At 69.2% G+C, this 14,029-nt stretch carries 15 protein-coding genes and 1 pseudogene; 8 read left to right on the top strand and 8 right to left on the bottom strand.

Going from position 1 to position 14,029, the window contains the following annotated elements:
* Nucleotides 1-45: 45 nt before the first annotated feature.
* Genes AC07N1_RS12325 through AC07N1_RS12310 form a run of 4 tightly spaced genes read right to left on the bottom strand, consistent with a single transcriptional unit; the run spans nt 46 to nt 4,900 of the window.
* Nucleotides 46-264 carry a hypothetical protein gene (locus AC07N1_RS12325; protein ID WP_494672085.1) on the bottom strand — a complete coding sequence of 73 codons (219 nt, stop codon included), beginning with the start codon at nt 262-264 and terminating at the stop codon, nt 46-48.
* Between the two features lie 4 nt (nt 265-268).
* On the bottom strand, nt 269-1,600 hold the full coding sequence (locus AC07N1_RS12320; RefSeq protein WP_494672084.1) for a glycoside hydrolase family 1 protein: 1,332 nt from the start codon (nt 1,598-1,600) through the stop codon (nt 269-271).
* A gap of 46 nt (nt 1,601-1,646) precedes the next feature.
* The gene (locus AC07N1_RS12315) at nt 1,647-2,585 is read right to left on the bottom strand and encodes an alpha/beta hydrolase (protein WP_494672083.1); all 939 of its coding nucleotides are present in this window, start codon (nt 2,583-2,585) and stop codon (nt 1,647-1,649) included.
* Nucleotides 2,585-4,900, bottom strand: a complete 2,316-nt coding sequence (locus AC07N1_RS12310; protein ID WP_494672082.1) for a TonB-dependent receptor — start codon at nt 4,898-4,900, stop codon at nt 2,585-2,587. Before AC07N1_RS12310 ends, AC07N1_RS12315 begins: the two co-directional genes overlap by 1 nt.
* A 286-nt stretch (nt 4,901-5,186) precedes the next feature.
* On the opposite strand from AC07N1_RS12310, the gene AC07N1_RS12305 reads away from it, so the two are divergent.
* Nucleotides 5,187-6,092: a LysR family transcriptional regulator gene (locus tag AC07N1_RS12305; RefSeq protein ID WP_494672081.1), complete on the top strand. Its 906-nt coding sequence runs from the start codon at nt 5,187-5,189 to the stop codon at nt 6,090-6,092.
* Between the two features lie 39 nt (nt 6,093-6,131).
* Here AC07N1_RS12305 and AC07N1_RS12300 read toward each other — a convergent pair whose 3' ends face one another.
* The gene (locus tag AC07N1_RS12300) at nt 6,132-6,269 is read right to left on the bottom strand and encodes a hypothetical protein (RefSeq protein WP_158285872.1); all 138 of its coding nucleotides are present in this window, start codon (nt 6,267-6,269) and stop codon (nt 6,132-6,134) included.
* A 263-nt stretch (nt 6,270-6,532) separates the two neighbouring features.
* Here AC07N1_RS12300 and AC07N1_RS12295 point away from each other — a divergent pair, with 263 nt between their 5' ends.
* The 7 genes from AC07N1_RS12295 (at nt 6,533) to AC07N1_RS12265 (ending at nt 12,708) form a co-directional block, all read left to right on the top strand.
* Complete coding sequence (locus tag AC07N1_RS12295; protein ID WP_494672080.1) at nt 6,533-7,777, top strand: amidohydrolase family protein; 1,245 nt, start codon at nt 6,533-6,535, stop codon at nt 7,775-7,777.
* Nucleotides 7,777-8,589, top strand: coding sequence for an alpha/beta hydrolase family protein (locus AC07N1_RS12290; RefSeq protein ID WP_494672079.1), 813 nt, complete (start codon nt 7,777-7,779; stop codon nt 8,587-8,589). Before AC07N1_RS12295 ends, AC07N1_RS12290 begins: the two co-directional genes overlap by 1 nt.
* The gene (gene mhpA / locus AC07N1_RS12285) at nt 8,589-10,133 is read left to right on the top strand and encodes a bifunctional 3-(3-hydroxy-phenyl)propionate/3-hydroxycinnamic acid hydroxylase MhpA (RefSeq protein WP_494672078.1); all 1,545 of its coding nucleotides are present in this window, start codon (nt 8,589-8,591) and stop codon (nt 10,131-10,133) included. The genes AC07N1_RS12290 and mhpA overlap by 1 nt, the downstream gene beginning before the upstream one ends.
* Nucleotides 10,121-10,573 carry a GlcG/HbpS family heme-binding protein gene (locus AC07N1_RS12280; protein ID WP_198575576.1) on the top strand — a complete coding sequence of 151 codons (453 nt, stop codon included), beginning with the start codon at nt 10,121-10,123 and terminating at the stop codon, nt 10,571-10,573. The genes mhpA and AC07N1_RS12280 overlap by 13 nt, the downstream gene beginning before the upstream one ends.
* Before the next feature lie 11 nt (nt 10,574-10,584).
* The gene (locus AC07N1_RS12275) at nt 10,585-11,460 is read left to right on the top strand and encodes a VOC family protein (RefSeq protein ID WP_494672077.1); all 876 of its coding nucleotides are present in this window, start codon (nt 10,585-10,587) and stop codon (nt 11,458-11,460) included.
* A 34-nt stretch (nt 11,461-11,494) separates the two neighbouring features.
* Entirely contained in the window at nt 11,495-12,337 is an 843-nt protein-coding gene (locus AC07N1_RS12270) for a fumarylacetoacetate hydrolase family protein (RefSeq protein WP_494672076.1), read from the top strand.
* A gap of 125 nt (nt 12,338-12,462) precedes the next feature.
* Nucleotides 12,463-12,708: a hypothetical protein gene (locus AC07N1_RS12265; protein WP_494672075.1), complete on the top strand. Its 246-nt coding sequence runs from the start codon at nt 12,463-12,465 to the stop codon at nt 12,706-12,708.
* 22 nt (nt 12,709-12,730) lie between these two features.
* Here AC07N1_RS12265 and AC07N1_RS12260 read toward each other — a convergent pair.
* The 3 genes and pseudogenes from AC07N1_RS12260 to AC07N1_RS12250 form a co-directional block, all read right to left on the bottom strand.
* A pseudogene (locus tag AC07N1_RS12260) lies at nt 12,731-12,887 on the bottom strand (hypothetical protein).
* Between the two features lie 25 nt (nt 12,888-12,912).
* Nucleotides 12,913-13,332, bottom strand: coding sequence for a DUF2147 domain-containing protein (locus AC07N1_RS12255; protein WP_494672074.1), 420 nt, complete (start codon nt 13,330-13,332; stop codon nt 12,913-12,915).
* 150 nt (nt 13,333-13,482) lie between these two features.
* Nucleotides 13,483-13,992, bottom strand: coding sequence for a PraA/PraB family alkane oxidation protein activator (locus AC07N1_RS12250; protein WP_494672073.1), 510 nt, complete (start codon nt 13,990-13,992; stop codon nt 13,483-13,485).
* Between the last annotated feature and the right edge of the window lie 37 nt (nt 13,993-14,029).

Raw genomic sequence — 14,029 nt, 5'->3', positions numbered from 1 at the left:
GTACTCCAGGGGCGGCCGGCGCCGGCCGCCCGAACAAAGATCAGATCAGGCGGACTTCAGGCCAGAAGCGGCGCGACGGGCCTTCAGGCCCTCGACCAGCAGGGCCATGAAGCCGCCGAAGAAGCCGCTGAACAAGCCGCTGATCCCGTTGCCGAAGGCGTTGGCGGCCGCGTGCGGCGGCAGCGGGACGACGTAGCCGACGGCGGCGCTGATCACCGCGCCGATGACGCCGCCGATGAGGCCCGCGATGAGAGCGTTCTTCATGGCCTCAGATCCGGTTGGCGCGGGCGATCTGGCCCAGCAGCACGGCGCTGGGCTTGGGCGTGCGGGCCTGGGTGGCGCGGTCCACCGCAACGATGCCGAATTTCGGCCCGTAGCCGAACACCCACTCGAAATTGTCCAGCAGCGACCAATGGACGTAGCCCTTCACCGGGATCCCGTCGTCCATCGCCGCCTTGAGGCCTTGCAGCGCGATCTTGATATAGGCCACGCGACGCGTGTCGTCCTCGATCGCGACGCCGTTCTCGGTGACATAGATCGGCTTGCCCGAGAGGGCGTGGGCGTAGCGCACGGTCTGGCCCAGGGCCTGGGGCGAGAACTCCTCGCCGGTCTGGGTCAGCTCGACGCCCTGCGGCGGCTGCATCTGGCCCTTGGCGTCGATCAGCGCGCGACTGTAGGTCTGCACGCCGACGAAGTCGCCGGTCTGCTTGATGGCCTCCAGCCAGGGATCATAGCACTGGGCCCGCTTCTCGTCGCGCCGGCTGTTCTCGCCCACGGCCTGGTCGTCCAACATCGCCAGGGTGGCGCCGACCGGGAAGTCGCCGGGACCGGCCTTGATGGCGGCGTAGCCCTGCTTGTGGGCCTCGATCAGGTTGGGCAGCATCACGTCCTGGCGACCGAACTGGGCGCTGGAGAAAAGCGGCGTGCCGCAGGCCTTGGCCGCGTCGACCATCGCCTGCTTCATCTGGTCGAGGATGAACGGCGGCAAAATCCACTGCAGCAGCAGGCCGATATTGGGCTCGTTGAAGGTGGCGGCCCCGCCGGCCAGGTCGCCCACGCCCTTGACCGCATAGGCGCAGTAGCGCGCGAACAGGGCCGGACTTTCCGGGTTCTCCCAGCCGCCCTGGGCCGCGAACCAGCGCGGCACGACGAAGTGGTTGAAGGTGATCAGCGGCGTGACGCCGTGCTTGCGGCAGGTCTGGGCGACCCGGCGATAGTGCTCCAGCTCGGCGGCCGAGAACTGGCCCTTGGCCGGCTCGATCCGCGCCCATTCCAGCGAGAAGCGGTAGGTGTTCAAACCCAGCTTCGCCAGCAGGGCGATGTCGGCCTCGTAGCGGTGATAGTGGTCGCAGGCGTCGCCCGACGGCTCCATGAACGGGCTGGGCTTCAGCTGCTCCAACAGCCAGGTGTCGCTGTTGACGTTGTTGCCTTCCACCTGGTGGCCGGCGGTGGCCGCGCCCCAGAGGAAGCCCTTGGGGAAGTCGCCCGCCCCCGCGGCCATGGCGGGGGCGGCGACCGGAGCAGCGGCCGCGGCGGCGGCCCCAGCGGCTCCAGCGGCCAGCAGGGCCCGGCGGGAGAAGTCTGCGTCACGGATAGACATAGAAGGCTCCGGAACTCGAACTGGAAAATTCGGAAAAGAAAGGACGTCAGGCGGCGGGCTTCAGCAGGCCGCGGGCGGCCATCCAGGCGTAGAACTGGTCGATCCAGAGATCGCTGGTCGTGCCCCGCTTGTGCAGGCCAAAACCGTGGTCGCCTTTCTCGTAGACGTGCATCTCGACCTTGCCGCCGGCCTTCTTCCAGCCCTGGACCAGGCCGTAGTCGGTGTTGCCGAACAGCGGGTCGTCATTGGCGATGGCGGTGAACATCGGCGGCGGATCGGCCGGCGGGCTCACCGTGTTCATCGGGCCGTAGATCGGGGCGACGAAGTCCGGACGGGCGTCGGGCGCATTGCGCAACGTCGCGCCCAGGGTGGTCATGGCCCCGGCCGAGAAGCCCATCAGCCCCACCCGCTTGGGATCCACGCCCCACTCGCCGGCGCGCGAGCGCACCAGGCGCAGGGCCTGCTGGGCGTCGTCCAGCGCCAGGGGCTGGCTGATCGGCGGGGCCTTGTCGGCCCCGGCCTTGGCCGCGGCACCGAAGCGCGCGCCCAGCACCTTCAGCGTTTCCTGGTCGTCGGCGGGAGTCGGGTCGAGGCGGTACTTCAGCACGAAGGCGGCGATCCCGTGATCGGCCAGCCACTGGGCGACCTTCTCGCCCTCCCACTCCATCGACAGCAGCATGTAGGCGCCGCCGGGGGCGACGATCACCGCCGCGCCGGTGGCCTTGCCCTTGGCCGGCAGATACGGCGTCAGGGTCGGCTTGGTGACGTTGCGTACGGCCACCCCGTCGATCAGGTAGTTCCAGTGCTCGACCTGGGTCGCGCCCTCCGAACCCGGCGCGACGCCGGGCCAGAGGGGGATCGCGCCGGGCTGGGGCGGCGCCGGGATCGTGCGGACCTCGACGCGCTGCGGGATGCCCTGGGCCAAGGCGCTCCCGGCGAACGCGGCGAGAGCCGCGCCCACCAGAAGGAAGAGTCTGCCCCGCATCAGAAGTGGCCTTCGAGGGTCACGCCGACGGTGCGCTCGGCCTCGCGGGTGCGCCAGTTGATGTAGCCGTCATAGCCGCTCTGGAACGGCAGGGTGATGATCGCCGCGTTGAAGTCCTGCTTGAGCAGGTTGCGGGCGAAGACGCCCACGCGCCACTGGCGGTCTTCCGGACCGATCCCGGCCGAGACGTTGAGCACGCCGTAGCCCTTCTGGATGGTGTTGGGATCGCCGACGCTGTTCTGGGTCTTGGTGCGGTAGGAGTAGTTGGCCGAGGCGTCGAACGTCAGGGCGTCGGTGATCGCGTGTTCGTAGTTGGCGCCGAGCACGACGGTGACCTTCGGCGCGCCGGCCAGGGTCTGGCCCTTGGCCTGATAGACGTAGGTGCCGTTGGTCAGGGTGCAGCCGACATAGCCGGCCAGGATCAGGTTGTTCGGGCAGCTGGTGACGTAGTCGGTGTACTTGGCGTCGGAATAGGTGGTCGAGGCGTTCAGCTTCAGCGAGGAATTGACCCGCAGATTGGCCTCGATCTCGAAGCCCTTGGCCTCCAGGCCGCCGGCGTTCTCGGTGACGAACTCGTTGTTGCGCAGCACCGCCGTCTGCAGGTCGGTGTACTTGTCGTAGAAGATGTTGCCGTTCAGGGTCAGGCGACGGTCCAGCAGGGTCGTCTTGGCGCCGATGGTGATGTCGTCGACCGTCTGCGGCGCGACGTTGGTCTTGGTGCCGCTGAGCGCCGAGAAGGTCACCGTCGGGCCGAGATAGCCGCGGGCCACGGTGCCGAAGATCAGCACGTTGTCCGAAGGCTTCCAGTCCAGGCCGATGCGACCCGAGGGGCTGGACTTCGAGGTCGAGCCTGTCTGCAGGGCGCGCGGCGTATAGGGCACGGTGGTTCCGCCGGCCGTCAGGAAGGCCGGCAGCGACGGATCAAGCTCCGACCAGTTGGAGGCCTCGACCTTGTCCTTGGTCATGCGCGCGCCGCCCAGCAGGCTGAGGCTGTCGGTCAGCTTGTAGCGGCCGTCGATGAACACCGCGGCGCTGTCGGTCTTGGTCTTGCCGTGGTTCAGGCCGGCGGTGATCGAGACCACCGGGGCGGTGCTGTAGGGCGTGGCCGGGCGCAGCTGGGCGCTTTCGCCGGTGTTCTCGGTCTCCAGCCGCGAGACGAACAGGCCGGCCACATAGGACAGCCGGTCGCCGCTGGGCGAGGTCAGGCGGAATTCCTGCGAGGCCTGGGTCTTGACCTGCCCGCGCGCCTGGGCGGTGAACTTGGCCTGCGGCGAGGCGTCGATCGAGTAGTTGTACGGATCGTCCTTGTAGCCGCGATAGGCGCTCAGCGAGGTCAGGGTGTAGTCGCCCAGTTCCCAGTTCAGCTCCAGCGAGGCGCCGTAGTTGGTCGTGGCCAGGCTGCCGCCGCCGTCCTCGATGGACTTGTCGTTGGAAGCCCCGGGGGTGACGCCCAGCGCCGACAGGCTGGTGAAGGGAGCCAGGAAGTTGGCGTCGATGGTCGGAGCCTTGTTGAGGGTCCACAGCTGGCCGGGGCCCTTCTGGCGCTGACGCGAATAGTCGCCGATCAGATAGGCGCTGAAGGTGTCGCTGGGCTTCCAGTAGAGCTTGCCGCGGGCGCCGTTGTTGTGGATGCCGCCCCAGTCCTCGTTGCGCACCACGTTGCGGACATAGCCGTCATAGGCCTTGTCGTAGAGGAAGATGCCGACGGCCAGGGTGTCCGACAGCGGCGCGGTGACGCCGCCGTGGATGTCGCGTTCGTTCAGGGAGCCGTAGGAGGCGAAGAAGTCGCCGGTGGCCGCGGTCAGGCTCGGCTTGCGGGTGGTGATCGAGATGACGCCGCTCGAGGCGTTCTTGCCGAACTGGGTGCCTTGCGGACCCTTCAGCACTTCGACGCGCTCCAGGTCGCCCAGGCTGTCGACCGGCGAGCCGAACGGCACCACGACGCCGTCGACCACCAGGCCGACCGGCGATTCCGAGCTGGAGGTGAAGCCGCCGGCCGAGCCGACGCCGCGGAGACGGAAGCCGGAGTCGTTGGGGGTGGTGCCGAACTGCACGCCGGCGACCGAGTACTGCAGGTCGGTCACGGCCTTGGCGCCGGTGGCGGCCAGCTGGTCGCCGCTGACGGCCGAGACGGCCAGTGGCACGTCCTGCAGGCGCTCGGAGCGGCGGGTGGCGGTGACCACCACTTCCTCGATGGCGATCGGCGACTCGGTGGTCGCGCCATTGGCGGGCGAGGCTTGTTGAGCGTGGGCCGCGCCGCCGACGGCGACGCTGAGGCCGGTGGCGGCCAGCAGGCTGAGCTTGAATGCGTTCATGGGGGTTCCCCTTCCCTGCGAGCCGGCGATCTTTCGTCGTCCGGCTTCGTTTCCGTTTCCCTGGACCCCGGCTTGCCGCCGGCGTTTGGTCTTGAGCTGGACGGTAGCGAGGGGGTCTCGCACCGACTAATTCAATCGTTGAACAGCAACTATCACTCAAGATTATCCGGGACTGCGTTTCACATAATGAAACCAATATCGCGCTTGCCCCAATGGCGCCGCTCGGTCTAAGGCCGATGAAATGTCAGGGTCCGCAGAAGGCCCGACGCCCGCAGGAGGATCCGCCGTGCGCTTTCACAATCTCGACCTGAACCTGCTCGTCGTGCTGGATTCCCTGCTGCAGGAACGCAGCGTCAGCCAGACGGCCCAGGCCCTGCGCCTCACCCAGCCGGCGATCAGCAACGCCCTTTCGCGCCTGCGCATGCACTTCGAGGACGACCTGCTGATCCAGGTCGGCCGCAAGATGGTGCCGACGCCCTTCGCCGAAAGCCTGGCCGGTCCTGTGAGCGAGGCCCTGGACGGCCTGCGCCGCATCGTCGTCACCCGCTCGGAGTTCGACCCCGCCGCCGCCGACCGCACCTTCACCTTCGTCTGCTCGGACTATGTCTTCAACGTTCTGATGACCGGGGCCATCCGCAAGCTGGTGACCGTCGCGCCGCGGCTGAAGATCGTGGTGCTGCTGACGTCCGACCAGAGCGCGGCCCTGCTGGGCGAGGGCAAGATCGATTTCATGATCTCGCCCGAGCGCAAGTGCGATCCGGGCCATCCGAAGAGCCCGCTGTTCAGCGACCGCTTCGCCTGCATCGCCTGGCGCGACAACCCGCTGGTCGGCGCCAGCCTCAGTCTGGAAAAGTACCTCGAGCTGGAGCACGTGTCGGTGACGCTGGGTCCGCACAACCCGCCGCACATCGAGCAGGAGTCGCTGGACGCCCAGGGCGTGGAGCGCAACATCGTCGTCCACGCGCCGACCTTCAACTGCGTCGCCGAGATCGTGGTGGGCACCAACATGATCGCCACCGTCCACGCCCGCAACGCGGCCATCCTGGCCAAGCGCCTGCCGTTGAAGGTGCTGGCGCCGCCGGTGGAGATCGCGACGTTCACCGAGTTCCTGCAGTGGCACAAGAACAAGGAAACCGACGCGGGCACGCTGTGGCTGCGCGACTTCCTGATCGAGCACGCTCAGAGCCTTTAGGGCCCTGCGCGTCTTGGAGACAAGCGCCGGTGAACGGCTCTAGGTCGCCAGGCCGATCAGGATCTTGAGCACGACCGCGGCGGCCGTCAGGCCGGCGATGATCGTGGTGAAGCAGAAGAGGCTGCTGGTCAGCCCGTGCGCGCGGCGCTGGCGGCGCGAGACCATGTCGATGGTCATGTCCTGTTTCCTCCCAAGACCGCTCTGACGGCGGCATGGGAGGAGCTTCCTCGCGATACTGACGATCCGCCAATTCAATCGCTGAATGGCGACCATAAGCCGCATGAAGGCTTCCCGCGCGTCGGCGGCCCCATCATCGCCGGTGATGCGAGACATTCCCCGATTGAATTTTTTTCGGCCGGTCCGCTCCCCGTAAATGGCGGCAAGGGGCGCGGCGCATCATCGACCGCCGCCCGCAACAAGACTGTCAGGGTGGAATCCACGTGGCGCGTACGCTCATCACCAATATCCAGGTCTTCGACGGCACGGGCCGCGCGCCCTTCGCCGGCGAGGTCCTGATCGAGGACAACCGTATCGCCCGCGTGGCGGCGACGCAGACCGAGGGCCGCATCGAGGCGGCCGACGCAACGATCATCGACGGCGCCGGCGCGACCCTGATGCCGGGCCTGATCGAGGCCCACGCCCACCTGTCGTGGCCCTCGTCGATCGAGCGCTTCATTCCCGAATTCATCCTGCCCCCCGAGGAGCAGCTGCTGGCGACGATGCGCAACGCCCGCGTCCTGCTGGAAAGCGGCTTCACCAGCGCCTATTCGGCCGGCGCCCTGGGCGAGCGCATCGAGGTGGTGGTCCGCAACGAGATCGAGGGCGGCTGGACGCCGGGTCCGCGCCTGCGCGCCTCGACCATCGAGCGCAGCCCCGAGGGCCAGGACACCGGCGCTGTCGAGCACGGCCGCGGTCCCGAGGCGATGAAGGCCTTCGTCAAGCACTGCAAGGCCATCGGCATCGACCAGGTCAAGCTGGTCATCTCGGGCGAGGACGCCCTGCTGCCTGGCTCCTCGCAGCACATCCTCTACACCGAGGAAGAGGTTCAGGCGGCCGGCGAGCAGGCCCGCGAGAGCGATATCTGGCTGTCGGCCCACACCCAGGCCGGCGAGGCGATCAAGATGGCCCTGCGGGCCGGCGTGCGGGTGCTCTACCACTGCACCTACGCCGACGAGGAAGCGCTGGACCTGCTGGAAGCGCACAAGGACGAGATCTTCGTCGCGCCCGCCATCGGCGTCATCGTCGCCACCCTGGAGGCCAAGCCGCCGCCCCACATCGACATGACCTCGATGAAGGAAGCCGCTGTTCCGGTTGTCGAAAAGTGCAAGGTGCTAATCCCCGAGCTGAAGCGCCGGGGCGTGCGCGTGCTGCCCGGCGGCGACTACGGCTTCCCGTTCAATCCCAACGGCGCCAACGCCCGCGACCTGCAACATTTCGTCGACCTGTTCGGCTACACCCCCACCGAGGCCCTGGTGGCCGCCACCAAGCTGGGCGGCGAGCTGATGGGCCGCGCCGATGAGCTGGGCCTGGTCGAGCCGGGCTACCTGGCCGACCTGCTGCTGGTCGACGGCGACCCGACGCAGGACGTCTCGATCCTGCAGCGCCGCGACCGCCTCCTGATGATCATGAAGGACGGCAAGATGCACAAGGCGCCGGCCCAGCCTCTGGCCCGGGCAGCCGCCTGATGAGCGTCCGGTCCGATATCGTCTTCGGCGCGGCCGGTTCGGCGCAGCTGAAGGGCGACCTCTATCTGCCCGACGCGCCCGGCCCGCACCCCGTGCTGGTCGCCGCTCCCGGCGGGGCCTGGCTGCGCAACGACAAGGCCCAGCTGGCGCGTTGGGGAAAGTATCTCGCCGCCCGGGGCTACGCCGTCTTCGCCATCGACTATCGCCGCTCCACCGAAGGCAAGTCGTTCCCAGGCAACGTCCAGGACGTGGTCGAGGCCGCCCGCTTTCTGAAACGCGAGGCCTCTGGCCTCGGTGTTGACCCCGACCGTATCGGCCTGCTCGGCGCCTCGGCCGGCGCACACCTGACGGCGCTGGCGGCCCTGGCCCAGGGCCAGCCCTGGCTCTATGGCGAGACCGTCCAGTTCAAGACCCTGGTCGCGGTCTACGGCGTCTACGACCTCTTCGCCCACTGGCAGGCCGACCTCGACAAGAACGCCGCGCCGGGGACCGATCCGACCCACCGCATGCTGGGCGCTGATCCCTACGAGGATCCGCAGCTCTATGTCGCCGCCTCGCCGCTGCACCACGTGCGCTACGATCGCAACGCCCTGAAGGCGCTGGTGATCTGGGGGCAGAACGACCACGACATCGCTCCGAGCCAGTCGGAGGCCTTCGCCCGCGCCCTGCGCCAGGCCCGCTTCTTCGTGCGCACCCTGCCCGTGCCCGACGCCGGCCACTTCTGGTTCAGCGAGGAAGAGGTCGACACGTCCCACACCGCCGCCGGCCGGGTCGCTCCCGCCATCGTCCGTTTCCTCGACAAGCACCTGTGATGATTTACGACGTCGCCATCGTCGGCTGCGGCCCCGTCGGGGCCCTGGCCGCCAACCTCCTGGGCCAGGCGGGCCTCAGCGTTCTCGTCTTGGAGCAGGAACGCGACCCGCATCCCCTGCCCCGCGCCGTCCATCTCGACCACGAGATGATGCGCATCTTCCAGGGCGCGGGCCTCGTCGATCGCCTGCATCCGCTGATGCGCGAGACGCAGGGCCACCTGCACATCGGGGCCGACGGCGGGGTGATCCGCTACATGGGCACCGCCGGCCAGGCCAAGCGCTTCGGCTGGGCCAACGACTACTTCTTCTACCAGCCCGAGCTGGAGGCGCAGCTGCGTGACGCCCTGGCGCGCTTTCCGGCCGTCACCCTACGCCTGGGCGCCAAGCTGGAGAGCCTGACCCAGGACGCCGACGGCGCCGATCTCGTCCTGGCCGGCGGCGAAACCCTGCGCGCCCGCTGGGTGATCGCCTGCGACGGGGCCCGCAGCGCCGTCCGCAAGAGCCTGGGCGTCAAGCTCGACGACCTGGACTTCGAGGAGCCCTGGCTGGTCGTCGACGCCGAAGTCGACGGCCCGATCGTCTTCCCCGACATTCCCGGCCTGCCGTCGGGCGCCGACCTGCAGCAGCTGTCGGTGATGCTGTGCGACCCGCGCCGTCCGGCCACCATCGTGCCGGGCCGCGGAAATCACCGCCGCTGGGAGTTCATGCTGCTGCCCGGCGAGGACGACCAGGCGATGATGGCCTCCGAACAGGTCGAGGCCCTGATCGCCCCGTGGGTCGAGGGCTCGACCTACCGCCTGGTGCGCGCGGCCACCTACCGCTTCCACGGCCTGGTGGCCGAGCGCTGGCGTGTGGGCCGGGTGTTCCTGGCCGGCGACGCCGCCCACCAGACCCCGCCGTTCTTCGGCCAGGGCATGTGCCACGGCCTGCGCGACGTCTCCAACCTTGCCTGGAAGCTGCCGCTGGTGATTTCCGGCCTGGCCGAGGACGCCCTGCTCGACACCTACCAGCCCGAGCGCGACCCGCACGTGCGCGGCGTCATCGGCGCCGCCGTGAACGCGGGCCGCTACATCTGCCAGCTCGACCCCGCCAAGGCCGCCGAACGCGACGCCCACATGCGCGAGGTCATGGCCGCCGCCAAGCCGGGGACCACAGCCGCCGACCTGATCCCCGCCTACCAGGCCGGCGTCGTCCGCCCCGGCTCCGGTGAGCGCTTCATCCATCCCCGTGTCGGCGGCGTGCTGCTCGACGAGGTTCTGGGCGAGGGCTTTGCGGTCATCGCCAGCGAACCGGTCGCCGCATCGCCGGACTTCGCCCGCATCGGCGGCTCGATCCACGTGATCGGCGCCGGTCTCGACGACGCCGACGGCGCCTTGACCGCCTGGCTCGACGCCAAGGGCGCGGCCGCCGTGCTGCTGCGCCCCGACCGCTACGTCTACGGGATCGCCGAAACGGCCGACGCCCTGCCCGCCCTGATCGACCAGCTATGCGCCGACCTCTCGCTCAAGGTCGAAGCGCCCGAGGAGACCGCATGTCCCGCCTGACCCTGGAGGCCGCCTCCATCATCGTAGACGCGGCGCTCGCCCAAGCCCGTCGCGACGGCTACCAGCCGCTAGCCGTGGCCGTGCTCGACGCCGGCGCGCACCTAGTGGCCCTCAAGCGCGAGGACGACGCCAGCCTGATGCGGCCGCAGATCGCCGTCGCCAAGGCCACGGGCGCGCTGGGCATGGGCTACGGCAGCCGCGAGCTGGCCAAGCGCGCCAACGCCGCCCCGGTGTTCTACTCGGCCCTGTTCGCCATCAGCGGCGGGGCCATGGCCCCCTCGCCCGGCGGCGTGCTGATCCGCGACGAAGGCGGCCGGATCATCGGCGCGGTGGGCATCAGCGGCGACACCGGCGACGCCGACGAGGCCTGCGCCATCGCCGGCGTCATCGCCGCCGCCCTCACCCCCGATCCCGGCGGCGCGCCCGCTCCGCAAGCTTAGAGTTCCTCACCATGCGCCTTCGCAGCATCGAACTGAACCTGCCCGACACCGCCGCGGCCGTGGACTTCCTGACCGGGATCTGGGGCCTGGCCGACGCCGGGACCGCCGGCGAGACCCGCTACCTGCGCGGCTCGGGCGCCTTCCCCTACCTCGTGGCCATGACCGAGACGGCCGGCCCGTCGGTGCGCTGCACCACCTTCGTCGGCGAGGAAGCCGAGGTCGAAGCCATCGCCGCCAAGGCCCGCGCGGCCGGCGCGCCGGTGGTCGAGACCGTGTCTGAGGACCTCGGCGGCGGCCGGGGGATCCTGGTCCAGCTGCCCGAGGGCGAGGTGTTCCGCTTCCTGCACGGCGCGGCCCTGGCCGAACCGATCGAGGGCCGCGACCTGCCGGTCAAGCTGACCCATGTGGTGATGAACGCCGCGAACGCCGAGGCCACGGCCGACTTCGCCGAGGCGGCCCTCGGCTTCAAGGTCTCCGACCGCACCAAGGGCATGGTGTTCGTGCGCTGCAACGCCTCGCACCATTCCACCGCCTTCGCCCGCGCCGGCTTCACCTCGCTGAACCACATCGCCTTCGAGATGGCCGACCTGGACGCGGTGATGCGCGGCGTCGGCCGCCTGCGCGACACCGGCGCCGTCCCGGCCTGGGGCCCCGGCCGCCATGGCCCGGGCGACAACGTCTTCGCCTATTTCATCGCCCCGTTCGGCGCGGTCGTGGAGTTCTCGACCGCCGTCGAGATCATCCCCGACGACTACAAGGTCGGCGCGCCCGAGGACTGGACCTGGCCGGAGGGCCGCATCGACCAGTGGGGGCTGTCGGGCAAGGACTTCGCCGCCCTCAACACCGCCGAGCGCACCTTCGGCCACGCGCCCCTTCCCGCCGCCTAGTCCGCAGCGCACCTCAAGAATCGAGACCAAGCTTATGAAACTGATCAGCTTCCTGCGTGCCGGCGTCGCCTCCTACGGCGCGATCCAGGGCGATCGCGTCGCCGACTTCGGGGCCATCGCCGGTCCGGACGAGCACGACCTCGTCGCCGCCCTGCGCCTGGACGCCATCCCGGCCCTGGCCGCCGAGGCGCCCTTCGACGTGCCGGTCTCCGAGATCCAGCTGCTGCCGGTCGTCACCACCCCGGGCAAGATCTTCTGCGTCGGACACAACTACGAGACGCACCGCCAGGAAACCGGCCGGGCCAAGGTCGGCCACCCGTCGATCTTCACCCGCTTCGCCGACACCCTGACCCCGCACGGCGGCCCGATCGTGCGACCGAAAAGCTCGACCAGCCTCGACTACGAGGGCGAGCTGGCCATCGTCATCGGCAAGGGCGGCCGCCACATCAGCGAGGCCGACGCCATGAGCCACGTGGCCGGTTTCGCCTGCGCCAACGACGCCTCGGTGCGCGACTGGCAGTGGCACACCCAGCAGTTCACGCCGGGTAAGAACTTCCCTGGCACCGGCGGCCTTGGCCCCTGGCTGGTCACGCCCGACGAGATCGACGACCTCAACGCCGTCACCGTCACCACCCGCCTCAACGGAGCGCAGGTTCAGCACGCCAGCCTGGCCGACCTGATCTTCCCGCTGCCGACCATCATCGCCTATCTGTCGGGCTTCACCCCGCTGTCACCGGGCGACCTGATCCTGACCGGCACGCCGGGCGGCGTCGGCGCCAAGCGCGAGCCGCCGCTCTGGATGAAGGCCGGCGACGTCGTCGAGGTCGAGATCACGGGCGTCGGCCTGCTGTCGAACACGGTGGTCGACGAAGCCTGATCTTTCCAAAGCTTGAGCATGAGGCCGCGGCCTTAAGCCGCTGTTCAGGTGCGATTAATCACGCGCCGTTCATCGTGGATGAAACGCCGGGGATCCGTCCCCGGCCCCTTTCACGAGTACCCGCCATGCTTGCTCGCAAGAAACCCCAGAAGACACCCTTCCCCGTGGCGGACGGCGACACCGTCGAGGTCGTGCTCCGCTGCGGCTACCGGGCCCGGGCCTCGGTGCTATGCACGCGCGGCGGCATGATCGAACTGGCCTACCGCAAGGCCGACGACCGCTTCGGCCACGCCTTCGTCGACGCCGGCACCCTGCAGCCCGGCCTGTCCGTCCGCTGGGCCTTCCTCGCCGGCGTGCGGCCGCAGGTCTAGGGTCTGCTCGATATTCAACTCGTCATCCCGGGCGAAGGGCCGCGAAGCGGGCCGCAGACCCGGGACCCAGGGGCCGCCGCATCGCATCCGCCAACGCCGGGAGCCGGCCGCGCCGCCTGCGCCCAGTCCCCTGGGTCCCGGCTCTGCGCTGCGCTCCGGCCGGGATGACGACAACTTATTCGACTGAACTAAGGGCCCAAACCCTCAGGCCACCCGCGTCCAGACCTGGGTCTTGCAGAGGAAGTTGCCGAGCACGCAGCCGCGGGCCTTGAGCTTGCCGGCGTCGAGCACCAGCACCCGGCCCGAGAAGGTCATGTTGACGTCCGGCGCGAAGACCTTGCCGCGCCACTCGCCCTTGTCGCCGCGCGAGAAGTCGCTGAGCAGCTGACGGCCCAGCAGTTCGCCGCCCGACCCCTTGCGGGCGTCCGTCCGCGCCTCGTCATTGGCCCAGACCACATAGCCGCAGACCTCGCCGCCGCACGGCTTGATCTCGACATGGACGCTGTCCTTGGGATTGCGCCAGACGCCGAAGATGTCGGGGCCTGGCGCTTGAGCCAGAGCCAGGGTCGCCGACGACAGCATCAGCATCGCCAAGGCGGCGAGGCCCCACTTGAAGAACGACACGGCGACCTCCCCCGACCCTGGCGGCCGCGCCGGGCCGCCTCGCTTCAACGGTCGGTCGGACGGGCCGCGGCGTCAAGCGTTCGCTTGGCCGTCAGTTGATGGCGGCCTTCGAGGCGCTATCGAACATGGTCGATCTCTACGACCAGAGGGTCAGTAGATCGACAGCGTCGGAGCGCTGCTGAGCGTGCCGGTGACGTAGCAAGGTCCGGGGGAGCCGGCGTTGGCTGGAACGTAGGTCGACGAGAAGACCAGCCGGCCGGGGTTGGACCACTGGACGACCACCGTGCCAAGGCAGTCGTGGATCCCGTCCACGAACCCGAACGAGGACAGCGTGACGACGGTCGAGGAGATCGGCGTGATGGTCCAGGTCAGGCCCTGCGGCACGGCCAGCCAGCCGCACTGCCAGTCGCCCGGCGCGAACGACGCCCCGGTGATGCTGGCGCTGGCTCCGCCCGGATTGACCACCCCGTTCAGGCTGACCGCGCAGGTCACCGTCATCCCGCCGCTGAGGGTCAGGTTGCCCGAAAAGCTGATCGGAACGGTGGTGGTGGGATTGTTGGGCAGGATCGTCGCGGCCGCGGCGGGTGATGCGAGGCCTGTGACTACAAGACTGGCGACTGCAAGGCTGGCGGCGACCGCCAGGCGAACGCTCTTCGACATGATGTCTTCTCCCGCATGACCTGTCGCTGGAGCGGAG

It is taken from the genome of Caulobacter sp. GW821-FHT09B11 (genome assembly GCF_059418205.1).
Note: the sequence above shows the minus strand (reverse complement) of the source record. Positions and strands in the feature narration are given on the sequence as shown.